29 protein-coding genes are annotated in these 26,392 nt (G+C 48.2%); 27 read left to right on the top strand and 2 right to left on the bottom strand.

Going from position 1 to position 26,392, the window contains the following annotated elements:
* Window positions 1-14 precede the first annotated feature (14 nt).
* From cntE (MHB85_RS25300) to MHB85_RS25270, 7 genes are all read left to right on the top strand, one after another.
* Window positions 15-1,208 (top strand): staphylopine family metallophore export MFS transporter CntE, encoded by a 1,194-nt coding sequence (cntE, locus tag MHB85_RS25300; protein ID WP_341073880.1) that lies wholly within the window; start codon window positions 15-17, stop codon window positions 1,206-1,208.
* 41 nt (window positions 1,209-1,249) lie between these two features.
* A complete protein-coding gene (gene cntE, locus MHB85_RS25295; RefSeq protein WP_341073879.1) occupies window positions 1,250-2,470 on the top strand; it encodes a staphylopine family metallophore export MFS transporter CntE in 1,221 nt (406 codons plus the stop codon).
* 336 nt (window positions 2,471-2,806) lie between these two features.
* The gene (locus tag MHB85_RS25290; RefSeq protein ID WP_341073876.1) at window positions 2,807-4,003 is read left to right on the top strand and encodes a GTP-binding protein; all 1,197 of its coding nucleotides are present in this window, start codon (window positions 2,807-2,809) and stop codon (window positions 4,001-4,003) included.
* Between the two features lie 231 nt (window positions 4,004-4,234).
* Complete coding sequence (gene rpsN / locus MHB85_RS25285) at window positions 4,235-4,504, top strand: 30S ribosomal protein S14 (RefSeq protein ID WP_124117611.1); 270 nt, start codon at window positions 4,235-4,237, stop codon at window positions 4,502-4,504.
* A gap of 42 nt (window positions 4,505-4,546) precedes the next feature.
* On the top strand, window positions 4,547-4,882 hold the full coding sequence (locus tag MHB85_RS25280; RefSeq protein ID WP_091020885.1) for a DUF3024 domain-containing protein: 336 nt from the start codon (window positions 4,547-4,549) through the stop codon (window positions 4,880-4,882).
* A 278-nt stretch (window positions 4,883-5,160) separates the two neighbouring features.
* On the top strand, window positions 5,161-5,637 hold the full coding sequence (locus MHB85_RS25275) for a DUF2975 domain-containing protein (RefSeq protein WP_036605833.1): 477 nt from the start codon (window positions 5,161-5,163) through the stop codon (window positions 5,635-5,637).
* Window positions 5,638-5,646: 9 nt separating this feature from the next.
* A complete protein-coding gene (locus tag MHB85_RS25270; protein ID WP_192136288.1) occupies window positions 5,647-5,880 on the top strand; it encodes a helix-turn-helix domain-containing protein in 234 nt (77 codons plus the stop codon).
* Between the two features lie 75 nt (window positions 5,881-5,955).
* On the opposite strand, the gene MHB85_RS25265 is transcribed toward MHB85_RS25270, so the two are convergent.
* Window positions 5,956-6,813 (bottom strand): helix-turn-helix transcriptional regulator, encoded by an 858-nt coding sequence (locus tag MHB85_RS25265; RefSeq protein ID WP_341073875.1) that lies wholly within the window; start codon window positions 6,811-6,813, stop codon window positions 5,956-5,958.
* A gap of 175 nt (window positions 6,814-6,988) precedes the next feature.
* On the opposite strand from MHB85_RS25265, the gene MHB85_RS25260 reads away from it, so the two are divergent.
* Complete coding sequence (locus tag MHB85_RS25260; protein ID WP_341073874.1) at window positions 6,989-9,061, top strand: beta-galactosidase; 2,073 nt, start codon at window positions 6,989-6,991, stop codon at window positions 9,059-9,061.
* Between the two features lie 142 nt (window positions 9,062-9,203).
* Here the strand turns inward: MHB85_RS25260 and MHB85_RS25255 are convergent, their stop codons facing one another.
* Window positions 9,204-10,235, bottom strand: a complete 1,032-nt coding sequence (locus MHB85_RS25255; RefSeq protein ID WP_091020890.1) for a substrate-binding domain-containing protein — start codon at window positions 10,233-10,235, stop codon at window positions 9,204-9,206.
* A gap of 239 nt (window positions 10,236-10,474) precedes the next feature.
* On the opposite strand from MHB85_RS25255, the gene modA reads away from it, so the two are divergent.
* The 19 genes from modA to MHB85_RS25160 all read left to right on the top strand — a co-directional run bounded on the left by modA (window position 10,475) and on the right by MHB85_RS25160 (window position 26,298).
* Window positions 10,475-11,347 (top strand): molybdate ABC transporter substrate-binding protein, encoded by an 873-nt coding sequence (gene modA, locus MHB85_RS25250; RefSeq protein ID WP_091020891.1) that lies wholly within the window; start codon window positions 10,475-10,477, stop codon window positions 11,345-11,347.
* A complete protein-coding gene (gene modB / locus MHB85_RS25245; RefSeq protein WP_091020892.1) occupies window positions 11,344-12,030 on the top strand; it encodes a molybdate ABC transporter permease subunit in 687 nt (228 codons plus the stop codon). Before modA ends, modB begins: the two co-directional genes overlap by 4 nt.
* Window positions 12,031-12,304: 274 nt before the next feature.
* Entirely contained in the window at window positions 12,305-12,637 is a 333-nt protein-coding gene (locus tag MHB85_RS25240) for a hypothetical protein (RefSeq protein WP_091020893.1), read from the top strand.
* Window positions 12,638-12,952: 315 nt separating this feature from the next.
* On the top strand, window positions 12,953-13,774 hold the full coding sequence (locus tag MHB85_RS25235) for a transporter substrate-binding domain-containing protein (protein ID WP_411736443.1): 822 nt from the start codon (window positions 12,953-12,955) through the stop codon (window positions 13,772-13,774).
* Between the two features lie 23 nt (window positions 13,775-13,797).
* Window positions 13,798-14,553 (top strand): amino acid ABC transporter permease, encoded by a 756-nt coding sequence (locus MHB85_RS25230; protein WP_091020895.1) that lies wholly within the window; start codon window positions 13,798-13,800, stop codon window positions 14,551-14,553.
* Window positions 14,554-14,642: 89 nt separating this feature from the next.
* A complete protein-coding gene (locus MHB85_RS25225) occupies window positions 14,643-15,353 on the top strand; it encodes an amino acid ABC transporter permease (protein WP_091020896.1) in 711 nt (236 codons plus the stop codon).
* Window positions 15,350-16,102 (top strand): amino acid ABC transporter ATP-binding protein, encoded by a 753-nt coding sequence (locus MHB85_RS25220; RefSeq protein WP_091020897.1) that lies wholly within the window; start codon window positions 15,350-15,352, stop codon window positions 16,100-16,102. Before MHB85_RS25225 ends, MHB85_RS25220 begins: the two co-directional genes overlap by 4 nt.
* Before the next feature lie 121 nt (window positions 16,103-16,223).
* Window positions 16,224-16,511, top strand: coding sequence for a hypothetical protein (locus MHB85_RS25215; protein WP_017692509.1), 288 nt, complete (start codon window positions 16,224-16,226; stop codon window positions 16,509-16,511).
* Between the two features lie 23 nt (window positions 16,512-16,534).
* Window positions 16,535-16,876 carry a hypothetical protein gene (locus MHB85_RS25210; protein ID WP_017692510.1) on the top strand — a complete coding sequence of 114 codons (342 nt, stop codon included), beginning with the start codon at window positions 16,535-16,537 and terminating at the stop codon, window positions 16,874-16,876.
* Window positions 16,873-17,172, top strand: a complete 300-nt coding sequence (locus MHB85_RS25205; protein WP_017692511.1) for a hypothetical protein — start codon at window positions 16,873-16,875, stop codon at window positions 17,170-17,172. The genes MHB85_RS25210 and MHB85_RS25205 overlap by 4 nt, the downstream gene beginning before the upstream one ends.
* 1 nt (window position 17,173) lies before the next feature.
* Window positions 17,174-17,515: a hypothetical protein gene (locus tag MHB85_RS25200; RefSeq protein ID WP_091020898.1), complete on the top strand. Its 342-nt coding sequence runs from the start codon at window positions 17,174-17,176 to the stop codon at window positions 17,513-17,515.
* Between the two features lie 251 nt (window positions 17,516-17,766).
* Complete coding sequence (locus MHB85_RS25195; RefSeq protein ID WP_091020899.1) at window positions 17,767-18,861, top strand: CgeB family protein; 1,095 nt, start codon at window positions 17,767-17,769, stop codon at window positions 18,859-18,861.
* A gap of 60 nt (window positions 18,862-18,921) precedes the next feature.
* Entirely contained in the window at window positions 18,922-20,061 is a 1,140-nt protein-coding gene (locus tag MHB85_RS25190; protein ID WP_091020900.1) for a CgeB family protein, read from the top strand.
* A gap of 66 nt (window positions 20,062-20,127) precedes the next feature.
* Window positions 20,128-21,753: a glycosyltransferase gene (locus MHB85_RS25185; protein WP_341073873.1), complete on the top strand. Its 1,626-nt coding sequence runs from the start codon at window positions 20,128-20,130 to the stop codon at window positions 21,751-21,753.
* A gap of 14 nt (window positions 21,754-21,767) precedes the next feature.
* On the top strand, window positions 21,768-22,859 hold the full coding sequence (wecB, locus tag MHB85_RS25180) for a non-hydrolyzing UDP-N-acetylglucosamine 2-epimerase (protein WP_341073872.1): 1,092 nt from the start codon (window positions 21,768-21,770) through the stop codon (window positions 22,857-22,859).
* Window positions 22,852-23,838, top strand: a complete 987-nt coding sequence (locus MHB85_RS25175) for a polysaccharide biosynthesis protein (RefSeq protein WP_341073871.1) — start codon at window positions 22,852-22,854, stop codon at window positions 23,836-23,838. Before wecB ends, MHB85_RS25175 begins: the two co-directional genes overlap by 8 nt.
* Window positions 23,835-24,662 (top strand): dTDP-4-dehydrorhamnose reductase family protein, encoded by an 828-nt coding sequence (locus tag MHB85_RS25170; protein ID WP_339284143.1) that lies wholly within the window; start codon window positions 23,835-23,837, stop codon window positions 24,660-24,662. Before MHB85_RS25175 ends, MHB85_RS25170 begins: the two co-directional genes overlap by 4 nt.
* Complete coding sequence (locus MHB85_RS25165) at window positions 24,644-25,585, top strand: NAD-dependent epimerase/dehydratase family protein (RefSeq protein WP_192136283.1); 942 nt, start codon at window positions 24,644-24,646, stop codon at window positions 25,583-25,585. Before MHB85_RS25170 ends, MHB85_RS25165 begins: the two co-directional genes overlap by 19 nt.
* Window positions 25,582-26,298, top strand: a complete 717-nt coding sequence (locus MHB85_RS25160; protein ID WP_192136282.1) for a glycosyltransferase — start codon at window positions 25,582-25,584, stop codon at window positions 26,296-26,298. The genes MHB85_RS25165 and MHB85_RS25160 overlap by 4 nt, the downstream gene beginning before the upstream one ends.
* Window positions 26,299-26,392 lie beyond the last annotated feature (94 nt).

The raw sequence follows: 26,392 nt of genomic DNA, 5'->3' as shown, positions 1-26,392 counted from the left end.
GGGGAACACCCATTGTGAGTGGAGCGATGTCTTGGCCTTTTCTGCGCTTGTACATACTGGTTCTTCTATATTTCAGTGCCAATGCCATTCTTAACGTGATCATCCCATTGCAAGGGGAGTCTTTGGGTGCGAGCGGTACAACGATTGGACTGATCATGGGCGCTTATATGTTCACAACCATGTTTTTCAGACCATGGGCAGGTCGGATTATTCAAAAGCATGGTCCGATCAAAATATTGCGTCTGATTCTGATCATCAATGGATTTGCGCTGATTTTATATCCCTTTACGGGACTCGGAGGTTATTTGGTTGCTCGTATTTTGCAGGGTGTATCGACAGCGTTCTTTTCTATGGCTTTGCAGATTGGCATTATTGATGCACTTCCGGAGAAAGATCGGTCACAGGGGATCTCGTATTATTCGCTATTCAGTTATATACCGGGGATCGTGGGGCCTGTTATTGCGTTAGGAATCTGGCAGACGGGTGGTATGGATTATTTTACAATTGTTCTGATCGGCATTGCCGTCTTTACCGGCGTCTTCGGATATACCTCCAAAATGGAACCAAGCAAGGAGCAACCTGCTGAGAATCTTTCGGAGCAGAACGTGAGTATGTGGGAATCCTTTGGTCAGTTGGTGAAGAATCCGTTTCTGTTTCGATGCAGTGTGTTAATGCTCGCCGCTTCCGGTGTATTTGGTGCGATTACCACCTTTATCCCGCTGTATGCCAGTCAAGTACCAAATGGGAATGCGGGTGTGTATCTGATGCTTCAGGCCGGGACGGTGGTGCTGGCTCGAATCATGCTTAGGAAAAGGATTCCGTCTGATGGCAGTTGGCATTCTCCTTTCATGATGGGCACCATGTGTCTGCTCGCCGTAGCTGCGCTATGTGTCAGTTATGCCGTGACAGGAGGCGTGGTCTTTTTCTATGTGGGGGCTGTATTCATGGGAATCGGTCAGGCGATCCTGTATCCGACACTCACGACCTATTTATCTTTTGTGTTGCCTAAGCTGAACCGGAACGTTCTGATCGGCCTATTTATTGCGATGGCGGATCTGGGTATTTCTCTGGGTGGTGTGATTATGGGACCCGTCGCTGACTTCTCTTCCTATTCATTTATGTACATGATCTGTGCTATCCTAGGAGCGGTAATGATCGTTTTTGCCTATGAACGGCGTAGACCCGTGACAGGTACATCTATGAATTGACTGCCAGAAGAGAAAGTGGTGACGAACGTTTGAAGTCTTCAATGACGGCAACATCCAATGGAAAATTAAATCCGGTATCCTTTTCGTTTATCCGGTTTTATATGCTGGCCTTTTTATTTTTTGCGGCAAATTCAGCTTTGACGATTATTCTGCCTTTGAGAAGCGAAGCCGCGGGATTGAATCAGGCTGAGATTGGTTTGATGATGGGGGCATATATGTTCACCTGTATGCTCTTGAGACCTTTTGCAGCACAGCTGCTGGGTAAGCATGGGCCGCTTCGTGTGATGCAATGGCTATTGCTTTTACACGCCGGGACGTTGCTGCTGTTTGTTGTTTTTGGTGTGGAGACGTATCTGTGGTTGCGAGCCCTGCAAGGGGTGGCTACGGCCTTTTTCTCCATGACGATGCAGGCAGGCATTGTGGAAAAGCTGGAGGACAAAGACCGGGCACAAGGGCTGTCCATGTACACCCTGTTTACGATGGTTCCTTCTCTGGTCATTCCGATCATCGCCATACAAATCTGGGAAAATGCCAGTGATCTGGCGTTTACGCTGCTGATGATCGGACTGGCGGCGCTGCCACTTCTGATTGGATATAATGTGGATCTGCCACGGAGTACCGTGCAGAATAAATCGTACACCTTGGGAGACATGTTTCGTTCATTTGGCGGCATCTGGCGCAGTACGCCACTGCTGATCAGCAGTGTGGTGATGTTGTTTGCGTCCTGCGTCTTTGGGGCGACAGCGACCTTTCTTCCTCTGTATATGGTATCCACTGGACTGGCGAGTGCAGGGGTATTTCTGACGATACAGGGATTGGTTGTGATCCTGTGCAGGTTTATTTTACGTAAAAAAATTCCGTCCGACGGTAGCTGGAATACCTGGCTGATGGCAGGGTTAATGCTGTGTGCTGCACTGGGGACCCAGTTGCTTAGCTTAATGGAGATCATCGGGCCATTGGTGTATCTCTCCGCGGTGTTCAGCGGCTTTGCCCTGGCACTGTTGTACCCGACATTAACCACATACCTGTCTTTTGTGTTGCCTGCGGATTCCAGATATGTACTCATGGGGATCTTCATGTCCTCGTATGACCTTGGATTCTCTTTGGGTGGACTGGCGATGGGGCTTATTGTACAGGTAAGTTCGTATTCGACCATGTTTATGATCTGCACGTTGCTCTCTATTGCAGCGATGGTTCTGGTGTTGGTATTCAGGCAACGGATGGAAGCGGGCAATAAGGCCAGATCTGTGGTAGCAAGCTGAATAGTAAAGTAAAGGCTTATGGACTGAATTTTTCGGCACGTATCATCAGGATACCAAGCGGAAGGAGACAGATCATGAGTCTTTTTTATATCTAGCATTTATAAGTTTTCAGTGGAGTTGAACAATTCAATTATCTTAAGAAAAACTTCAACTAAACGCGGTTTGTCTTCTGTGAAAGTACGTCGATCAATGTATTTTTAATCCATTTTTCTGGAGTATTTCGTAAAAATAGTTTGACAACGACCGTGCAACAGGATTATAGTCAATGTTGTTAATCGTAATAATTACTATTAAAGTCTGGGTTACGCAGACTGCACATATAAGGAGTCGAGATCTATGACACAAAAGCAAATTCCGGTAACCGTACTAAGTGGTTACCTCGGTTCAGGGAAAACAACCGTTTTAAATCACGTGTTGAACAACAGACAAGGGCTTAAGGTTGCCGTAATCGTCAACGACATGAGTGAGGTCAATATTGATGCAGCGCTGGTCAAGGGGGAGGCAACCTTGTCTCGAACCGAAGAGAAGTTGGTGGAGTTATCGAATGGCTGTATCTGCTGCACCTTGCGGGATGATCTGATACAGGAGATTGAGAAGCTGGTGAACGAAGGCAAGTATGACTATATTTTGATCGAATCCACTGGCATCAGTGAACCTGTTCCAGTTGCACAGACCTTTACATACGCCGATGAGGAGTCGGGTATTGATCTAACTCGCCTGGCCCGATTGGATTGTCTGGTAACGGTGGTGGATGCCAATCGATTCTGGCATGATTTTGGATCAGGACAGAGTCTTCTGGATCGTAATCAGGCGACCGGAGATGAGGACACCCGTGACGTCGTAGACTTGTTGATTGATCAGATCGAAACCTGTGATGTACTGCTGCTGAACAAATGTGATCTGGTCGATGACACCGAGCTGAATAAACTGGAAGGCATCATCCGCAAGCTACAGCCTAATGCCAAAATCATTCGCACTGAGAATGGACAGGTGAATCCGTCTGAGATTCTGAATACAGGCCGTTTTGATTTTGAAAAAGTGAGCATGTCCGCTGGATGGATTCAGGAGCTGGAGAAGGAGTCGCATACACCGGAAACGGAGGAATATGGCATTGCTTCCTTCGTTTATCGCCGCAGAAAGCCATTCCACCCTTCCCGTCTGGCTGAATTCATGAGTTACTGGCCGGAAGAAGTGGTACGTGCAAAGGGCTTGGTATGGCTTGCCGCCCAAGGAGATGTTGCTGCAAGCCTGAGTCAGGCGGGACCATCCATTCAATTTGGTCCTGCGGGACATTGGGTCGCGGCGTTGCCGGAAACGGACAAAGAAGAGATTTTACGTAACGAGCCGGATGTTCTGGAGAAATGGGATGCCCAGTGGGGAGATCGCCAGACGGAGCTTGTCATGATCGGAATCGACATGGAACGTGCGAGCATTGAAGATGAGTTGGACCAGTGCCTGCTTAGTGATGAAGAAATGCTGGCAGACTGGGGCCATTTTGATAATCCACTGCCATGGCCTGTGGAAGCTGTATAAGTCGGAGAGGACAGAAAGGACCTGAAGAAGCGGAGCGTTCGCCTACAAGCTTTCTGCAAGAAAGCTACATCGGAAGCATACGCTATCCCCGGATTTCCCCTTTATAAAAGGAATTAAAAAATCTGGGGATAACAGCGATCGGAAGGTTGTTCTGTCATCGGAGTGTGCAGTGTAAATATTCTTTAGTTCAATTTATAAACATAAATTCAAGGGATAAAGGAGCTATAATTCATGGCTAAAAAATCTAAAGTGGTACGTGAGAAGCAACGTCAGGCGATCGTGGCAAAATATGCGGACCTGCGCCTGGAATTGAAGGAAAAAGGGGATTACGAGGCATTGCAGAAATTGCCGCGGAATGCATCTCCGACTCGTTTGAAGAACCGTTGTGAAGTAACAGGCCGCCCGCGGGGTTATCTACGCAAGTTCAAGGTATCCCGCATTAAGTTCAGAGAACTGGCTCATCAAGGGCAGATTCCTGGCGTAACAAAATCCAGTTGGTAAAATGATCAAGGAGTGTACTTTGCTGAAAGGGTGTGCATCTTCATGTTGGACTCGTTTACGTTACGAAGAATTCAGTCGGTGATGAATGGCTATATTCACGAGAAGGTTCCTGCGCCACTGCGAACGATGGTGAAGTTGACATATGAGATGAATGATAATGAATTGATCCTGACCGAAGAAAGACCCGCCGAGGAACGGTATCAATGGGAGAAGATGCATATTGCCCGATTTTACTGGGAAGAAAATCAGTGGAAGGTGTTTGCCAGAGATGAACAGAGCAGCTGGAATCCGGTAGATGTTATTACACCTTGTTCCGATTTTGAGAATGTGCTCGAGCAGGTGGAACGGGATGAAGCTGGACTGTTCTGGCGTACGTGAGCGAGATCGCTTAAGAGAATACTTCCTTCACGAAAATTAATGTTAATTCAGACAAATATGGCGTATATGCAATCGAGTTCGAGCTAGCGACATCAGTGGCTAGCATCGGGCTTTTTTTGTGTCCAAGAATCACTGAAGCAAAGAGGGGGACGATCTTTTAATCTTTCTTCCTTAGTGGGGAAAAGAATAAATGAAATCTGTTTTACAATAAAAATTTATTGTAAAACGATAAATATTATGATAAATTCATATCACTTAAAACAAGTGAGGTGCTTTTTGTGAAGCGAGGTACAACCATCTTTTTAAAATTGGCCGTGTTGCTTATTGGTGTTCCCATTCTTGCCTTATGTATATTCGGCATACCCTGGTTAGCGAACAATCCGGTGAATCCGAATTATGCAGGTGCACTATACCCCATAGTGATTATTATGTATGTGTCAGTTATTCCGTTTATCGTTGCACTGTACCAGGCATTCCGTCTGCTGAGCTACATCGACAAAAATGAAGCGTTCTCTCTAATGTCAGTGAAATCCTTAAAAACAATAAAATATTGTGCTATTGTAATCAGTAGTCTTTATTTTGTGATGTTGCCTTTTGTTTATGTTGTAGCAGAGAAAGATGATGCCCCAGGCCTCATTCTAATGGGAATGGTTCCTGTTTTTGCTTCATTGGTCATCGCAGTGTTTTCTGCTGTGCTCCAAAGATTGTTACAGGAAGCGATTGATATCAAATCAGAAAATGACCTAGTGGTCTGAGGTGAATATATGGCCATTATAATTAATATTGATGTGATGTTGGCAAAGAGGAAAATGTCAGTTACCGAGCTTGCCGAGAGAGTTGAAATCACGATTGCCAATATTTCCATATTAAAAACGGGAAAAGCAAAAGCGATCCGTTTATCCACTCTGGATGCCATCTGTAAAGCACTGGATTGTCAGCCTGGAGATATTTTGGAATATAAGGCTGACGAGGACGAAGATACAAATGAACATTTGTGAAAAATGACCGAAGAAGACTCTGCATGTTGTATGCAGAGTCTTCTTTTGCATCAGCATGAGGAAGTAACGTTGTGCCTATAACGAATGATTGTGCATCATTCGAAATTGCATAGGTGTTACGTTTTCCTGGGTTTTAAAACAGCGGATGAAGTAGCTTGATTGAGAGAATCCCGTTTCCAGCGTAATTTGCTTAATGGAAAGGTTGGTTGTTGCGAGTAGCTGTTTCGCATGTAGTAGCCTGGATTCCAAGAGGAATTCAGGGAAAGAGATTCCAAACGTCTGACTGAACTTTCGGCTAAAGTATGTTGTACTGTATCCGGCAATCCCGGCAGCGTGGTCTAGTGTAATGTGCTCGTTACTATGGGAGCGAATATAATTCCCTGCTTCACGAATTCGCTCTGAAGTGTGATTTAACGAAACATTGATTTGGCTCGCTGCGGATTGCAATCGGGTCAGAAGTTCATAGAGTGTAGCTGCCACACTGTGCTCGTCCTCCACCTGATAGCCTCTGCCTAGCTCCAGTAATCGCTCCATGAGCGCGGTAACCACCGGGAAGTTGGAACATTGAAACAGCCATGGCTCGTCAACGCCTTTTCCGTTTAACAGTTCTTCGAGACGAATGCCGTAAAAATGAATCCAACGAATACTCCACGGATCATCCAAATCGGAGTAGTAGGTTTGTCTGAGACCGGGACCATAGAGAAATCCCTGCCCTCGTGTTAGCTCATAACGAGTGGTTCCCGTATCCAGGAATCCTTTACCGTCCAGGACAATGTGCAAATTGTAGCATTGATCCAAATTAATTTCTTTGGTTCGATATTCCCGATTCACATAATGTTTCGGAAAGTCACTGTACCCTCCAATAAAATCGGGAAAACATACATGTCTGGGGAAAACCGGCTTGGGGAGAAAGATGTGTTCTTTCACGTGCATCCTCCATTTGAACGCAATATTTTTATGTAGTGAACTGAAATCAATTCAGCCTACTGTTATTTGAATCTTGGACAATGACAATATTTTATTATAAGTCGCATAATCTTGTCATTTATTATATGTGAAGGTTCCAATAGAATGGAGGCAATATGGCAGGTTAAGGGGGCAATTAAAGGTGGCAAAATCAATCCAAATGGATGAATTGAAAATGGGGGTCTGTTATTACCCTGAGCACTGGTCGGAAGCGTTGTGGGAGGACGATTTCCGTAGAATGAAAGAGATGAATATCACAGTTATTCGGATGGCTGAATTTGCATGGTCCATCTTTGAACCGGAAGAAGACCAGTTCGATTTTAGTTTTTTTCAGAAGGCACTGGATCTGGCGCATCAATATGGTTTGAGCGTTATTTTGGGAACACCTACTGCAACTCCACCAGCATGGTTAACATCAAAATATCCTGAAGTATTAAACGCAAATAAGGACGGGGTATTGTATCAACACGGTATGCGGCGTCATACCAATTACAGTAGCCCAATCTACAGACAGCAATGTGAAAAAATCGTGCGCAATATGGTGATTGCCTATAAAGATCATCCGGCTCTTATTGGATGGCAGATCGATAACGAATTCAATTGTCATATGGATGTTTTCTATGCTGAGGCGGACCATGTCGCCTTCCGTGAATGGCTTAAGAATCGTTATGAATCGTTGGAGAATCTGAACCAGGCTTGGGGAACCGTTTTCTGGAGTCAGACCTATACCGACTGGGAGCAAGTTCACCTTACCCGAAATATGGTCAGCCAATCGCCAAATCCTCATTTGGCACTAGATGAAAAGAGATTCATCTCAGCTAATACCATTTCATTTGCCAAGCTTCAGGTGGACATCATTCGGGAACTGGATCCGAAGCATTGGATCACAACAAACGGTACGTTTGGACACTTGGATAATCATGAAATGACAGAGGATTTATTGGATTTCTTCTCTTATGATTCGTATCCGCAGTTTGCCACGATCTTCCCAGGGACAGACGATAACTCATTACAAGATCGGGCCTGGAGCATGAAACTGTCGAACGTACGCAACATGTCACCGAACTTCTGCGTCATGGAACAACAGTCTGGGCCAGGAGGCTGGGTTGACAGTATAGGCATGGGTACGCCAAGACCGGGACAGATCCGATTATGGTCGTATCAATCCGTTCTGCATGGTACGGATCTGCTCGTCTACTTCCGCTGGCGGACGGCAACATTTGGCACCGAGATGTACTGGCATGGCATCAATGATTACCATAATCAGCCCAACAGAAGGGTACGCGAGGTTGCACAAGTAGGGGAAGAGTTTGCCAAGATCGGGCGTGTTATTGCGGGCACTACATATCAAGCCGATGTTGCGATCCTACAGGATTACGATAACATCTGGGACGGGGAGTTGGACGAGTGGCACGGTCCGCTTCAGCAACAGAGTGTACGCTCCTGGTATAAGCAGCTCCAGTATCGTCATATTCCGACTGATATGGTTACACTGCAACCAACGACAACACTGGAGGATTTATCCGAATATAAGGTGATCATCTATGCTCACCCGGCCATTATGACAGACGAGACAGCAGAACTTCTCCAAGCCTATGTCAGTCAAGGAGGCACTCTGTTTTTCGGTGCGCGCACCGGATATAAGGATCTCAAGGGGCATTGTTATATGAGACCGTTCCCTGGGGCTGTCGCTGAGTTGTGTGGTGTAACCGTAGAGGACTTTACCTTAATCAAAGGAACCATACCAGCAGCCAAACTGCATTGGAATGGGGCGAGTGAGCGGCTTCAGGAGGGAACGTCAACGGCCGGATTTAACGAAGTTCTTCATGTGGAGCATGCTGACGTGCAGGTCATGGCTGAGTATACATCCGAATATTATGCAGGTAGTCCTGCTTTGACCAAACGTACGGTAGGTCAGGGGCAAGTATGGTATTATGGAGCGGCTTACAATGAACGGGTCGTTGATGCTCTACTAGATGAAATAGGGCTAACTTCACCTGTGGGTGACCTGGTAGAGGTACCGTCCGAAGTTGAGCTTGGTATCCGTTCCGGTAAGGATAAAGCTTATGTATTTTTACTCAACTACTCGGATCACCAAGTGGCCATCCAGCTTAAGAAGGAGGCCACAGAGTTACTGTCGGGTACAACACTTCAGAATGAGATCAACATGCCCGCGTACGGTGTATTCATCCTGGAGATTGATTTGCCACATTAAGAAATTCATTCATCCATATCATGCGTTATATAGAAAGAAACACCAAAAACGCCTTGCAGCGAATGCAAGGCGTTTTATATATGCATGATGTGATGTTGAATACACGTTGAGTATAGGCTGTTATTGTCTACATTTCGTATACCTATGCTTCGTACAAAATCTCACCTGTCCTGGATACATCATATCCCTCGAATGATTGCAGTTCCTGCCTGAACTCCGGCGATTGGAGAATTCGCAGTACAGATTCTGTCCAAGCTTCATTACCTTGCTTCCTCAGCATGACCAGATCATAGCGCTCCTGAGTGAGCGGGACAAAATCAACCTGACCCACAAGTCGTGCAGCCTTTTCAATGCCAACTCCGACATCAGCTTCACCTGAACTGACTTTGGCAGCCACGCCCATGTGACTGGTTTCTTCGACTTGATATCCGATCAGACCTGCGGCAGGAATTCCATGCAGCCGAAGTTGCTCATCCAGCAATACTCGCGCGCCAGAACCTATCTCCCGGTTAGCGAGTCGAAGATCAGGCTTGCTCAGATCGGTCCAATTCTGTATGTTCTGTGGATTGCCACGCTGTACATACAATCCGGCAGGACGTGACAGCAGGTTTACCACAACATAGGACCGCCCCGTCAGAATTTTGCGAATATACGGCAGATTATACTCACCGGTATCTCCGTCGAGCAGATGGGTGCTGACCAGATCGGACTCACCGTGATACATCGAGATAAGCCCATCCAGACTACCCATGAACGAGCGTAGCGGACGAATGTCCCGAGTTTGTTTTTCCATATGGCGCATTAGAATATCCAGACTGACATCCTGACCTGTTATGACCAGATGCCGTGGTACAGCAGGCATTGCATGAGCAGAACTCGCTGGAGTATTCGCATGCGCAGACCCAACCGGAGTAGTTGATTGTAAGGAAGTTCCCTGAGAATCACCATGACCTGGCTGGGTCCCTGATGCAGAGGTCGGGATACGTTGACCTGAGGACTGAAGTTGCTTGGAGCGACGTTTATATGCCTCCAGATCGGTTGCATCAATTCGCATTTGTTTACCCACACGGTATGCGACGAGGTCTCCTTTTTTGATCAGGTCATAGACCGTTAGTTTCGATATTTTGAGCAGCTTGGATATTTCTTCGGTTGTGTAGGATTGCTCCTCCGTCATAAGTGAAGATCCTCCTTCAAAGGTAATGATCCGATCATTCATCGTAATGGAATGTTTCTTGTACTATACCATTAATTGAGGGATGCCATAAACTTGAGAACACGTAATAAACGCATAGGACAGATAACAAAAATCAAATGTGATCTTAATCACCTTCCCATTTTTTTTTGTCTTGTGTATAATTAGATATAATCAATTATAACTAGTTATATCTAAATATAACGTTGGGGGAGAAATGAATGAGAAAGAGAATCGGATATGTGTTGGGAAGTATGTCACTGGGACTGTCTCTTGTATTGGCTGGTTGCGGCACAAGCACGGGCACTACGGATACATCCACAGGTGCAGAACAAACGACCTCAACGCCAGCGGCATCAGGTGAAAGTTCATCAGCAGGAAATACCGATCCGCAGGAAACGGTAGATCTGACGATCTCTGCGGCGGCCAGTCTGACCGATGCGATGAAAGAGATTGAAAGCAATTATGAGCTAGCTAATCCTTATATAGAACTTAACTTTAACTTTGGCGCCTCGGGTGCCTTGCAACAGCAGATTGAACAGGGTGCCCCGGCTGATGTCTTTGTATCGGCGGCAACAAAAAATATGAATGCGTTAGTAGATGAAAACCTGATTGCCTCGGACGACCAAAAGAATTTGCTACAGAATTCACTGGTGGCAATTGTGCCAGCAGATGGGACCCATACCGTAACCAGCGAAAAGGATCTCACAAATGACTCCATTAAGACGGTAGCTATTGGCATTCCGGAAAGTGTGCCTGCGGGAACCTATGCGAAGGAAGCTTTGACGAATGCCAAACTGTGGGATCAACTGGAGAGCAAACTTGTGCAGGGGAAAGATGTTAGACAGGTTCTCCAATATGTAGAGACAGGCAATGCAGATGCAGGATTTGTATATAAAACGGATGCTCTTACTTCGGATCAGGTGAACATTGCGTTTGAGGTGGACAAGAACAGCTACACACCCGCCAATTATCCGATAGGCATTATTGAAGGAACAAAACACCGTACAGAGGCCGAACAATTCTATGCGTATTTGCAAACTCCTGAAGTACTGGATATCTTCGCGAAATACGGCTTCACGATTCCCGAATGAATGTGAACGCCATAGACTGGTCCGTATTCTGGTCACCGGTGCGCCTGTCGCTTCAGGTTGCGCTGTTATCCAGCGTGGTGGCCACTGTGCTGGGAATCGCGATAGCCTGGAAGATGTCGCGTACTTTATTTCGGGGGAAGACGTTGCTGGAAACGGCATTTATGCTACCGCTAGTACTGCCTCCGACGGTGGTTGGATTTCTGTTGCTTGTCATACTGGGACGTAAAAGTCTGTTTGGACAATGGATTGAAGCCATATTCTCCGCACCGGTTATTTTCACCTGGTGGGCTGCGGTGATTGCTTCGGTGGTGGTTGCTTTTCCACTCGTGTATCAGACCATGAAATCAGGATTCAGCGGTGTGGATCGGGATCTGGAAGATGCGGGACGTTCGATTGGGGCGAATGAGTGGCAGGTTTTTCGTTACATTTCCTTGCCGCTCGCAGGCAGAGCCTTGATGACCGCCTTCATCCTGGGCTTTGCCCGGGCACTCGGGGAATTCGGAGCCACACTGATGATTGCAGGCAATATTCCGGGCAAAACACAAACGGTACCTACGGCAATCTATGTCGCTGTGGATTCGGGCAATCAGACCATGGCCTGGGCGTGGACTGTTTCCATTATCATCATCTCATTTCTCATGTTACTGATGACCAGACAGCAGCGAGATGGGAAAAATGACTAATTTGATATGTGTTTATATTATATATAAAATGATGAAAAACCCGTTTTGAGGAAACAACTTTATTTCTTAACGCGGGTTTTTTATTACCAATTTCATATGTACCAATATCAATATCCTGCCAAATTGGTCTTAATGGAAATGTAAAGCTGTTTTAACATAAAAAAATAAAAATTTTCCCGAAATTTAATCGTTCAGTACTCGCTTTCAGTGGGCTTGTTCCTGTAAGATAGAAGTAATGGATTCCAGCCAAGTACTGAAATAAGGAGAGACGACGATGAACACTAAATCTGATTACGGCGTTTCGTTGCAAATTGATGACTATCTGGATCTTTTGCATTTTGCCATCCAAATTCAGGATCAGGAATGGCAACAATCCCTTATCCGCCAACTCAAAATATTTCAGACGGCGACGGAGCAGCAACGCACACCTGAAGAGGAACTATGGACACGGTTTGATTACATCAACAGCAAACTGACAGGTCTGTGCCACCAGATTCATGCCGCTCATTCCATGGACGAACGCAAGAAGTTCGAGGAACGGATCGGTCTCTTACAATTACAGCGAGTGGAAGTTGCACGTAAAATTAAATGGGCGAGTCGCAGATAGATGAGTAGTGTACACACCAAGTGATGCACCGCCAAAATGGTATAATCAGTGAGAGACATACAGGAAGAAGCCATCCGCCAATGGATATGGGGGATGGCTTTTTCTTGTACTATAGAGAAGTCCTATAACCATATCAGGATGTCCTATTAGTTTAGTTATTGCCCCAAGATGACTTGTAATGATATTCTTTGTTCAACCTAATTCCGACTATACAAGTAAGAATGGTTTGGTAATGGGAAGAGGAATGGGAGTGCACATCATATTCGCTGTGATAACAGCCTGTGGAGGAGATTGAGAATGGTTAAAAAACGGGGGATTCAAAAATTCCGGACAGCACTGCTGTTCATTACAATGCTGGCGGTACTGGCTGGATGCAGCACAGGAACTGCAAGCAATGATTCAGAATCTGCTTCGGCAGCAGGCGACACCAAAGTGAAAAAGATCATTGTAGGAACAGGTACACAGTTCCCGAATGTCTGCTTCATTGATGAGAATGGCAAGTTAACAGGTTATGATGTGGAACTGATCCGGGAGATCGACAAACGTTTGCCTGAGTACGAATTCGAATTCAGCACCATGGATTTCAAAAACCTGCTGCTGAGTCTGGAAACGAAAAAAATTGACCTGATCGCTCACCAGATGGAAGTGAATGATGAGAGACAGGCCAAGTTCCTGTTTAATGATGAAGCCTATAATATTTTTCCAAATAAAATTGTCGTAAGTCAGAAAAATGAGGAAGTAAAATCGATTGAGGATCTCAAAGGGAAAAAACTGATTGTTGGTGCTACAAGTAATGCGGCTGTACTTGCTGAGAAATGGAATGCAGCGAACGGCAACGGGATTGATATCGTTTATTCCGGAGCAGGTGAGGATACCATTACCCAGATCAAAACAGGCCGGGTGGATGCCACCATCAGCACGCAGTTTGCCATTGATTATCAGAATAAGGCGATTGATGCTCAGCTGAAAACGGTAGGAGATGCCCTCTCCAATTCCAAAGTGTACTTCATTCTGAACAAAGATGAGCAGGAGCTCAAAACCAAAGTGGACGAAGCCCTCAAAGCGGTCAAAGAAGATGGAACATTAGGCAAACTGAGCACAGAGTGGCTTGGAGCTGACTATACGGTTGAAGAGTAGTCTGAGAAAGGTGTGCAGCGGTAATGGGAAAATCATTTGATCTGTCATTGGTTCTGGATTTCATCCCGGAACTGCTACGATATTTGCATATAACACTGATTGTACTGGGTGGCTCCATCGTGCTCGGACTGGTGGGCGGCGTGCTTCTGACCGTTCCCCGGCTGTATCGGATTCCGGTACTAAGCCAGTTGGCTACCCTGTACGTCTCATTCATGCGGGGCACACCGATCCTGATCAAATTGTTCCTGGTATATTACGGACTTCCCGAGCTGCTCAAACCCATTGGCATCGACCTGTCGAGAACCGACCCGTTGTTATTTGTCATTGTGACCTATGCACTTAGTGACGCGGCATCCTTTGCCGAGATCTTTCGCGGAGCGGTGCGCAGTGTGGATAAAGGTCAGACGGAAGCTGCCTATGCTGCGGGCATGACCACATTCCAGTCTTTTCGGCGGATTGTTGTTCCGCAGGCACTGATTGTTGCTTTTCCGAACATGGCCAATACGTTAATCGGTTCATTAAAGGATACTTCTTTGGCCTTCTCCATTGGTGTCATGGATATGGTGGGCAGAGGGCAGACGTTAATTTCGGCTACATCGCATGCACTTGAAGTGTATATCAGTCTGTCTGTGGTCTATTATGTCATTGTTATTGTGCTTGAAAAAGGATTTGCCTATGCAGAACGCAGACTCCAGCGTCATGAACGCAAGAGGGTTGTACACAAACCGGCAATTCGAGCCAAACGCCTGAAAGAGGTTGTTCAAAAAGTCCGCTTTTGATTACGAATCATGCCTGGCGGCATCATCAGCATCGAAGATGAAAACCAGACTTTTTGAACTCTCACTGAAACGAATAGCGGGGTGAGCATATGTCGATTGATCTCCAGTTTATCTATACCTCTTTTTTTCAAATCCTGAAGGCATTGCCACTGACACTCGTCATTACGATTGTGCCGTTGATTGCAGGCTTCGGAATCGGTCTGGCTACGGCTCTGATTCGTATCTATCGTGTGCGGTGGATTCACCGCATTGCTGACTTCTACGTTTCATTCCTGCGTGGAACACCGATGCTGATGCATCTGTTCCTCATCTATTACGGCATTCCGATGATTATCGATAAGCTGGCGGAACGTTACGCTTGGGCTTTCCAATCCTCATCGATCCCAATTCTCGTATTTGTACTGATTGCCTTCTCGCTCACCGCGGGTGCCTATATGTCCGAGATTATCCGTTCTGGCATTCTAGCTGTGGATATCGGCCAGATGGAAGCCGCTCACGCTGTGGGTATGAGCACATTCCAGGCTTTGAGGCGCATCATCATCCCTCAAGCGATCGGGGCGGTCTTGCCTAATTTGTGCAGCATGTTTGTCGGGTTCCTGCATGGATCAACACTCGCTTTTACCGTATCTCAGATGGACATCCTCGGTAAAGCGGATGTGGTGGCATCCGTCAGTCTGAAATTTTTGGAGGCCTTTATCGCCGCCGCGTTTATCTACTGGGGGCTGACCATCATTGCCGAGCGGATCACCGCTTTGCTTGAGCGTCGGGTTGCCGTGTACAGCAAAGGAGGCGTGTCATGATTACATTAACGAACATACACAAAACATTTGGCAAGCAGGAAGTATTGAAGGGAATTGATCTGACTGTTGAACAGGGCGATGTCGTTGCGATCCTTGGACCGAGCGGATCAGGTAAAACAACGCTGCTGCGCTGCGTCAATTTTCTGGAACGTGCCGATGAGGGCGAGGTTCAGATCAGTGGATTAAGCGTCGATTGCAAGCATGCACGCAAACATGACATTGTGCAGTTGAGACGAAAAACGGCGATGGTGTTCCAGCATTATAATCTGTTCAAACACAAGACTGTGCTGGATAACGTCACGGAAGGTTTAATTATTGCCCAGAAAATGTCCAAAGCTGATGCCCGTACTCGTGCCTTGCGTGTGCTTGAACAAGTCGGACTGTCTGCCAAAATCAATGAGTATCCAAGTATGTTGTCTGGTGGGCAACAGCAACGAGTGGGCATCGCCAGAGCACTGGCACTGAATCCCGAAGTGATTTTGTTTGATGAACCGACATCAGCGCTGGACCCCGAGCTTGTGGGTGAGGTGTTGTCTGTCATCCGCTCCATTGCTCAGGAGGGGATCACCATGATTGTAGTCACCCATGAAATGGGGTTTGCCCGTGAGGTGGCCAATCGGGTTGTTTTCATGGATGGAGGTTCCGTTGTGGAGGAAGGAACCCCGGAAGAGGTGTTTGTACGTCCAAAGCAGGAACGTACTCGCCAATTCCTCAGTCGATATTCTTCCGACTGGAGTTATGTCATCTGACGATATAGGCGCAAGCTGTAGTAACTGACGATCCCGGCCCGGCATATGCTGTAACAGGCAAATGCTGATAGGCCGGGTTTTTCTATGGGTGAAGCAGGCCGTGACGGTAAGGAGGAGGATCATGCAGAGCAAAATCGATGAAATTATCACACATATTGCACACTCTCACCAGCAGATCGCACGTGTGCTGGATGCCAAACGCCAAGTCGCTGTACGCATGTCTGAAATCATCAATCATTTGCCAGATATCGAACCGGAGTTGGATGGCGTTGACGGTCTGCTGGATAGCTCTGGGCAAATCAACAAAAGCATTATCTCTTACTTGGGGGGCCTTGCAGATCTGGAAGAGGCTGTAGCCGAAACGCTGACCCAAGTCATGCGGGAGATCGCGGTTCAAGAAGAAGAATAAGCCCGGAAGGCGGGTGAAGGAACATGAGTAGAGAACAGAGTCTCATTCTGATGCTGGACGCAGCAGCCAAAATGCAGTGGAATATTGCCCTGATCCTGGAGGCAAAAGCGATTGAGGCCGAGAAGGTACGGAACTGGACGCTGAATCATTTGAATGGGGATACCTTTCTGACGCATGGGGATCAGGTAGGCGAGCCGCTCAAAATGCATGATCAGCTGGTGGAATTGCTGGAAGGATTAACCCGGATGGAGACCGGACTGTGCAACAATCTCAAAGCGGTGATGGTGCAGAACGATAGCGAAGATGGCGGCGGTATGGACGGTGGCATGTTTGGCGGCATGGATCTGGGAGACATGGGAAAATGAGTCTGATGCGGCGTGAGCAGGAAGCCAAACTGGCGCTCATTGAATCCATTGCACACAGTCAGCAGGCGCTGGCACGCATTCTGGACAGTGTAGCCAGTGTAACCGCTCATTCGGAAGTATCCGCCCGCAGTCTGGCCGAGAACATTCGTTTGCTGAGTCGCTATCAGGCAGAAATGTCTCGTATGGTTACGGGAATCAGGCTGGCCCGAATCCAGCATGGGGAGCCTGGCTTGCCGTGGCTCAAAGACCCCGGGTGTGCAATTCGTATCGTTCGGGACATACAGGAGGAATGTTGACATGTTAAAGAAGAAGAAAATAAGACTGAGAACCAAAAGAGCTTTGTTAATCCGTGGAGCCCGTCTGCGCAAAATTCGCAAGCTGCGTGCGCTCAGAGCCAAACGTGTTCTTCACAAACGCCCACTTAAAGGACGCAGTGCGTGGCTCAAAAAAAAGAAACGTGCGGTACGGCGGCACCGGAGTCCAAAGGCCGTACAACCAGTCGTCCCGGCTACCCCTACCGATCCGAACCCGGACGGTGCTTACAGCCAGGGATACAACGAGGCGTACAACGAGGGATTCAACGCGGGTTTCGCCAAGGGATTCGAGGACGGACATCAGCTGGCGTACAAAGCACAGTAACCGAGTAGACAGGATTATTTCTGCATGGAATGATACCTGTCTAGCAGTTAGCCCGGGGGACAGATCCCTCCGGGCTATTTGCATCGCCGCAAAAGCGGACATGCCCGTACAGGCGGATGTGGAGGGCAAGCGCCAATTTTGCGCCTTGCAGGACACCCGTCCATGATGCATCTGACCCCGAGGCATATCCTTTAGAGGGAAGACCAATCTCGGGGAGAGTCTGGAAGTGAGATCTCCTGAAGGAAGACAGGGTGAAGAATGTGGCAAAACGAAAGCACCGTCCGCTGACCGAAGCGGAAACGGCTTACCGCGGCGGATATGCAGAAGGCCGCAGATTCGGCGGCTGTCAGGCCATGATGGAGCGGGTGCAGATGTTTGAACCGACCCTGCGGGACATGAAAGTGTTATATATCCCGCAAGGATTCGATGCCATCGATGAAGGTGTCACCTTGGCTCTGCAGCAATCTGTACGTGAATGCGTTGTTGGATCGCCAGCAGCGATGTTGCAGGAAGCCAGTCAGCATCGGCCCGATGTTGTGCTCGTCATGAATGGTCTGCATGTATTTCCCGCAGATCATGTGGAGCAGGTGAATGGCATACGTGCACTCGGTATCCGAACTGCCGTGTGGTTTGTGGATGATCCGTATTTCACCGAAGATACAACGTCCCTTTGCCAGCACTATGATGTCGTGTTCACGCATGAAGAGGCCGCGGTGCCCTTCTATCTGGCACATGGAGCGAACCAGGTCATCTATATGCCACTCGCGGTGAATCCAGGCATGTTTCAACCGCGGCGCGCGGCACCGCAGCATCAGCATGACATTTGTTTTATCGGTACCGGATTCTGGAACCGGATTGCCTTGTTTGATGAGCTGGCCCCTTTTCTTGCGGACAAAAAGGTATTCATTGCGGGTAGCCAGTGGAATCGGTTGGCACGCTTTGATGTACTAGGCCGTTTCATCCACGAAGGATGGATTGCTCCTGGAGAGACAGTGGATTATTACAATGGCGCCAAGATTGTCATTAACATTCACCGGACTTGCGAGAATGGGGAAGACAATCGCAACACACATCATCTTGAAGGTCACTCGATTAATCCACGCACGTATGAGATTAGCGCATGTGGCACAATGCAGATTACGGATGCACGTGCAGATTTACCCCGTTATTATAAGCCGGGATATGACATCGAGACGTTCACCAACGCAGCAGAACTTCAGCGCAAGATCCACTATTATCTGAAGCATGAAGAAGAACGACAGGCGATGGCGTGGCGTGGACTTCTCACCACGATGAACCAGCATACATTCACTCGCCGGATCGGTCAGTTGCTGGAACATTTGTAATCCCCGTCTGAAGTGCAGCATTAACAAGAACCCTATCCCAAAAAATAAAGGAGTGGCGGTATGTCTCTCAAACACCGTAAAACCAAAAAGGTTCATGCACCCGTACTGAGCCTGGCTGATCAAGCACGCAAAAATGGGCAACATGCCGGATATGACGCAGGTAAGGAAGAAGGATATCTGCGCGGTCGCGCCAACTATATTGTGAATTGTGCACAGGAACCGTTGCCTTTCCGACAGCTTCACGTGCTGTATGTATCCTCGGGTAAAGGCTTCCCTTACTCCCCGTTGGATGAGGCCATTATGGCCACGCTACAGGGTATGGTAGCTCAAGTAACCCTCTCTGATCCGCGTCAACCGGTTTCTGAAATTGCGCTGCAGACGCGTCCTGATCTTGTGCTTGTGCTGGATGGAATGGATATCCCCATCGAGCATATCGATGCGATTCGCCAAGCGGGCATTCAGACGGCGATCTGGCTCACGGATGACCCGTATTATACAGATATGACGCTGGATATTGTGACACATTTTGACCATGTCTTCACGTTGGAACTGAACTGTATTGATCTATATCGACAAATCGGCTGCGCGTCAGTTCACTACCTCCCTTTTGCCGCATTCACTAATCATTACTTTCCGATTACAACACCTTCCCCGTTAAAACGGGATGTCAGCTTTATCGGCTCGGCCTATTGGAACCGGGTATACTTCTTCAATCCAATCATGCCTCAGTTGATGTCACACAATACGGTATTTAACGGAATCTGGTGGGACCGTCTGCCTGACTATACTGCCTATGGAGAGAAGATTGAGCTCGGGCGCTGGATGAGTCCGCCGGAGACCAATGATGTGTACAATGGCACGAAAATTGTCATCAACCTGCATCGATCCCACGAAGATGATTCCGTCAATAATAATCACCTCAAAATCCCGCCAGCTTCACCGAACCCGAGAACGTTTGAAATTGCCGCGTCCACGACGCTACAGCTGACCGACGCCCGGGATGACATTGCACGTTTCTACAAACCGGGTGTGGAGATTGAGACATATTCCTCGCCGCAGGAGTTACTCGACAAAGTGGAATATTATCTTACTCATGAAAAGGAACGCCGTGAGATTGCACTTCGTGGACTTGAACGTACACTGAAAGACCACACGTATGGCAAAAGAATTAATGAAATGTTAACCATCATATTCCCTTAATTCTGGCCGGGAGGAGGTGTGCACAGTACCCTGTATCCGATACCCGTTTACAGGGTCCGTGCGGCCATGGCAACGAAACCAAAGATGATGTTATTTTCACATGTGTGCAATACTCGCAGCATTACAGGCGCCGAGAAGCTGCTGCTTCATTTTATGAGAGAGATCGGTGCGATCTTTGAATGTGTGCTCGTAGTCCCTCAGGAGGGGAAGCTTGCGGGGCTTGCGCGGAGATTCGGCATTCAGGTCAAAATATGCACTCTGCCGATGCTTCACGGTGTGTACACACCTTACCTGGGCATTGCAGATGATGCAGAGCAGCTTCGCCATACACCAGCATATCAGGAAGTGGTCTCTCTAATACGAGAGACTGCTCCCGATCTCGTGTTAACGAATACCTGTGTCAATGTGATGCCGGCAGTAGCGGCGAAGTCGCTTCAGATTCCGATTATCTGGAAGATTACCGAGATTATTCATACGAATGAACATACAACCGAGGCAATCCAGATGATTGGCCGTTACGCGGATTGGATTATCGGTATATCCGAGACAGCGGTAGCCCCATTCCAAGAAGCCGGCATGGGTGACAAAGTGACCATCATATCCCCAACTTGGGAACCCGCGCTACCAGCACCGGACCGCTGGGTTCATCTGCGCGAACGCAAGCGTAAAGAGCTCGGTTTCAAATCATCGCAGACCTGTATCGGTTATATTTCTTCATTTATATATGATGCCAAAGGGTTGAAACCTTTTGTGGATATGGCTTTGAGAATCTGTGAAACACATTCGCGCTGTCGCTTCTGGATCATCGGGGCAGCATCGGATAAAAAGTACTACGACGAGTGTGTATCACGGGTGAAAAAATCCGGGTATTCACGCCGGTTTACCTTCACCACATTTGAAGAGAACGTATCTCTGGCATATACCGCGATGGATATCCTGGTCATCCCAAGCATGGTCAAAGAAGGATTTGGCATGACCGCACTGGAGGGGCTCTATTTTGCCAAACCGGTCATCGCTTTCGCTCAGGGTGGACTGAAGGAATTAATGGAATCCGTAGGCAGTGATGCATTTTTGGCCCCGCCGGGTGATACCGAAGCGCTTGTCACTTTGGCAACAACCTTGCTGAATGATGCAGAGCTGGCCTCAAATACGGGGTGGCGTAATCGGACAGAAGCGGAAAGGCTCTACGGCGTTGAAACCTACCGAACGAAACTGCATACGATGGTGACACAGTGGTTATTGCGTTTTCCCGGATGGTTTGCTTATATCCAACCTCCGAATGGACCTGTGTATACCCATGGGGAGGGAGGACTACGCACTGTACTGGTCCTGGAGCCGACTACGGTTCGAGCACTATTATTCCCACTGACCGTCATACAGGCGTTACCACATTCCTCATTACCTCCAATCGCATTGGGGCACGATGCTCCTGTTGCCTCAGGTACTGGCCCGGCTGCAAAGCCGGTTCAACAGAGGGGCAAAACGCGGAAACGTCGTCGCAAGCCACTTGCACCTCATTCTCGCCGAGACCGTGAGGGGCTGAAGCCTGCTTCCGGAACTGGCAGACGTAAGAGGAAAACTCGTACAACGAAGGGACCACGTCCGCATATGGGGAAATCGGCTAGTCGCAGACGCAAATCTGCCAAAGCGGGACGTAGCCGAGCAGGGCGCAAGGGTTCCAATACAAGATGAAGGCAGGGATTACGATGAAGATCATGACGGTGCTGGGTACGAGACCTGAGATCATACGGCTCAGCCTGATCATCTCCAAGCTGGACCAGTACGCGTCCAAACATATTCTGGTGCATACGGGACAGAACTTCACGGAAAGTCTCAGCGGTCTCTTTTTCAAGGAAATGGGCCTGCGCGCACCGGATTACGTTCTTCAGGATGAAGTGGCCACTCTGGGACGACAGTTATCCTCGATGTTTACGCAGATGGAAGATCTGATATTGCAGGAGAAACCCGATAAATTGCTGTTGCTTGGTGATACCAATAGCGCATTATGTGCAATATTGGCTGAGCGCATGGGTGTTCCTGTTATTCATATGGAAGCAGGTAATCGTTGCTTCGACCTGGATGTGCCTGAGGAGAAAAATCGTAAGGTTATTGATGCCATTTCCACCGTTAATATGCCTTACACGGAACAGAGCAAGAAACATTTGGTCAGTGAAGGGGTACCAAGCAGGCGCATCGTGCTCACGGGCAATCCCATCTATGAAGTAATGCAGCACTACGACGCGCAAGTAAGTTCCAGCAAAATACTCAAAAAGCTCAAGCTGAAGTCCGGGCAATACTTCCTGGTTACTGCGCATCGAGCCGAGAATGTGGATCATGCCCCTCATTTGCTGGAGATTATGAAAGGACTGAACCAGGTCGCAGAGGAACACGGGTTGCGTGTGATCTGCAGTATTCATCCGCGTACCGCGATCCGGATTGCGGAGCATCTGCAACTGGAGATGAACCCGCTGGTGGAGTTTCACGAGCCGTTTGGATTCTTCGACTTTGTAATGCTTGAACGTCATGCACGCTGTGCACTTACGGATAGCGGTACCGTGCAGGAGGAGTGTTGCATTATGGGCGTGCCGACCGTAACGATGCGTCGAACTACCGAGCGGCCGGAAACGGTCGATTGCGGCAGCAATGTAGTCTCCGGTCTGGATGCCGCACGCATCGCTGATTGCGTGAAAGTCATGACAAAGATGTCTAGCGACTGGGATTGCCCGCAAGGTTACAAAGCCACAGATGTATCCAGTAAAGTGGTTAAATTTCTGCTTGGAGGGAAAATGCATGTTTGAAAATAAGCGTATACTCGTGACTGGCGGTACGGGATCATGGGGTTATGAACTTGTGGCTCAACTACTGCCCCAGCAGCCCAAAGAAATTATTGTATATTCTCGGAACGAGTCAAGCCAGGTGGCTATGAGTCGTGAATTTGAAGACTCACGTCTTCATTTCCGGATTGGAGATATTCGTGACAAGGACGCTTTGACGGCGGCTTGCCAGCATGTGGACTATGTATTTCATCTGGCTGCGCTCAAGCATGTTCCGGTGTGTGAAGACCAACCATACGAAGCACTCAAAACCAATGTGATTGGTACACAGAACGTAATTGAGGCCGCTATTGAGAACAAGGTGGAAAAAGTAATCTATATCTCGACTGACAAGGCTGCCAATCCGTCCAACTTCTATGGCATGACAAAAGCGATCGGCGAGAAATTAATTGTATATGCAAACTTGTTACACAGCGATACCAAGTTTGTTACGGTACGGGGTGGGAATGTACTGGGAACAAACGGCAGTGTGGTACATCTGTTCAAGAATCAGATTCGCCAGAAAGGGCAGGTCTCCATCACGGATATGAGTATGACTCGATTCTTTCTTACGCTGAAGGATGCAATTACCTTGCTGTTCAAAGCTTCGGTGGAAAGTGTCGGCGGAGAGATCTTTGTCATGACGATGCCTACCTGCAAAATCGTTGATCTCGCGGAAGTGCTGATTGAGGATTCCGGTGTGGAGAATGTGAGCATTGTGGAACGAGGCATTCGTCCAGGGGAGAAAATCCATGAAATATTGATGAGTGAATTCGAGAGCATGACCACCGTTGTCTACGATGAGCAGTACCTGGTTATTCTGCCTACCCTGGGTATACCGGGTCTGCGTGAACATTATACCAATTGTCCCCCGGTCTCCTTTAACAGTTTCAGTTCTGAACACCAACTCATGACCAAAGAGGAGATTCGTGAAATTCTGAAACGCGGAGGATTCTTGTCATGAAACTGCTGATACTTGGTGGAAACGGAATGGCCGGCCATATTTTGGTCGACTATTTCCGCCGTCAAGGTGTACACAGCGTCTTCTACACATCTCGGGATGTAACGGACCCCAATGGTCTGCTCCTGGATGTGAACGACAGCTTCATGGTTGATCGATTGGTAGAAGCTGTGCACCCGGATGTGATTATTAATGCTGTAGGTGTGTTGAACAACTTCGCAGATGAGGACAAAATTACTGCATATCATATTAACGGATTCCTGCCACATCGTCTGCGGCGGGTTGCTGATACGATTGGTGCACGCCTGATTCATATCAGCACGGACTGTGTGTTCAGCGGGGAACGGGGAGCATACCGGGAAGATGATGTTACGGATGGGACTTCAGCTTACGCCATCACCAAAGCACTTGGCGAAGTTCAGGATGAAGGTCATCTGACGATCCGTACATCCATCATTGGACCCGAGATTCGGCAGGGCGGCATTGGTCTGATGCAATGGTTTATGTCCAGCACAGGTGAAGTCGGGGGGTATACCCGCGTATTCTGGAACGGTGTGACCACACTTGAGCTGGCCAAATGGGTAGACCATTACCTGGCCTCCTCGGTTAGTGGTCTGATCCACTTAGCTCATCCGGCACCTGTCAGCAAGCATGATCTGCTTATATTGTTCAAGCAGACCTGGGATAAGCAGGATGTGACGATTGTGCGTGATGACAGTGTAGTGCAAGACCGTACACTGGTGTCCACTCGCGAGGATGTGAAGACAGACCTGCCGGATTATTCTACAATGCTGAAGGAGTTGGCATTATGGATGGAGCAGAGCTGAGAGGCAAGAAAGTGCTAATTACAGGCGCCTCCGGTTTTACCGGGCGACATGCCGTATCTTATTTTCGGGAAGTTGGTGCAGTGGTTGCGGCGGTAGTCCGGAGGCCGGATGTGTATTCATTTGGTAAAGGTGCACAAGTCCATGTCTGTGATCTGAACGATAAACAGCAAGTGCGTCATCTGATCGGTGAGGTGCAACCCGACTATGTGCTGCATCTCGCTGGCAAAAATTCAGTGCCTGATTCGTGGTCTGATCCGCTACTGGTCCTGGAGACCAATGTGATGGCCGTGCTGTATCTGCTGGATGCGCTTCGCAGTTGTCCGACAGCACGAACCGTTATTGTAGGATCAAGGTTAAAATATACGCCGGAACCTGGCCGGATTCCCCAGCCTCCGCATCCATACAGTCTCAGTAAAGCGCTGGAAGAGATGGTGTCCTTGTCGTGGATGTCGCTCTTCGGACAACAGATCATGCTGGCGGAGCCAGGCAATCTGATTGGTGCGGGTCCTTCCACAGGCATCTGTTCACTGCTTGCACGCCATGTTGTTGCCTGTGAGCAGACGGGCAAAACGGAGGCATTCCGTCTGTCCGGACGGGACAATACCCGTGACTTTCTCGATGTGCGGGATGCAGTCAGAGCGTATGCAACCCTCCTGATACAGGGGTCCAGCGGTACAGTATACCCGGTGGTGTCTGGCGTCGAGCGCAGTCTAGGTGAAATTGCAGATCTGCTCTTGTCCATGACAGAAGCGGAAGTCCCTGTTCGCTGGGATGGGGCATCATCTGGTCCGGACGGTTCGGGGAAACAGGAGGAATTATCACTGCTGCGCAAGCTTGGCTGGCAGCCGATGATTCCATTTGCCACATCACTTCAGGATATCCTGAGTGATGTTCGTGCCCAGCAAGGGAGGACGACAAGTTGAATCCGAGAGTATCCATTGTCATTCCATTCTACAACTGCCCTTATGTGCCTCAAGCAATTCAGAGTGCGCTGAACCAGACGTATTCCGATGTGGAGATCGTTGTCGTGAATGACGGTTCCACCCGGCATGCAGAGCTGCTCCAGCCTTATCTTCCTTATATTCATGTGCTTGGGAAAAGCAATGGCGGGACAGCTTCGGCACTTAATCATGGTATCCGTCATGCCTCTGGTGATTATGTAGCCTGGCTTAGTTCAGACGATGTCCTTTATCCCGATAAAATTCGTTATCAGTTGGAGTTTATGCAGCGTGAGCATGTGCTTGTCTCTCATACGAACTTTCACTATATCAACGAGCATTCGGCCGTTACCAAAATGCATGGTGGACCTGAACCGATGTCGGATCTGGACTTACTGCGGCGGTTTGTCCACGGCAATCCGGTCAATGGCTGCACGGTCATGATTCGCAAGGATCTGTTCAGCGGAGTAGGGCTGTTCGATGAACTTCTGCCCTACACACATGATCTGGATCTCTGGATGCGGATTATACTGAATGGTCATCGGTTCCCATACCTGAACGAACCGCTTACTGCCTATCGGTGGCATGGGGGAATGGGATCGGTACGTCATGCGGATGTCATTGGCAAAGAGGCATCCATGGTATGGTCCAGATATCGGGAACCGCTGTTGCAGCGAATAGCGACGCTTGGCGGGTAGCGTAGGGAGGGCAGTTATGAAAGCCAAAAGATGGCTGATTAACGCCCTCTTTGCGCAGCATTTTACCTAAGACAGTAAGAGGAGGGGAAGGCCC

Source organism: Paenibacillus sp. FSL K6-4396 (assembly GCF_038002525.1).
GTDB lineage: Bacteria > Bacillota > Bacilli > Paenibacillales > Paenibacillaceae > Paenibacillus > Paenibacillus amylolyticus_B.
This window is presented reverse-complemented; position numbering and strand designations above follow the sequence as displayed.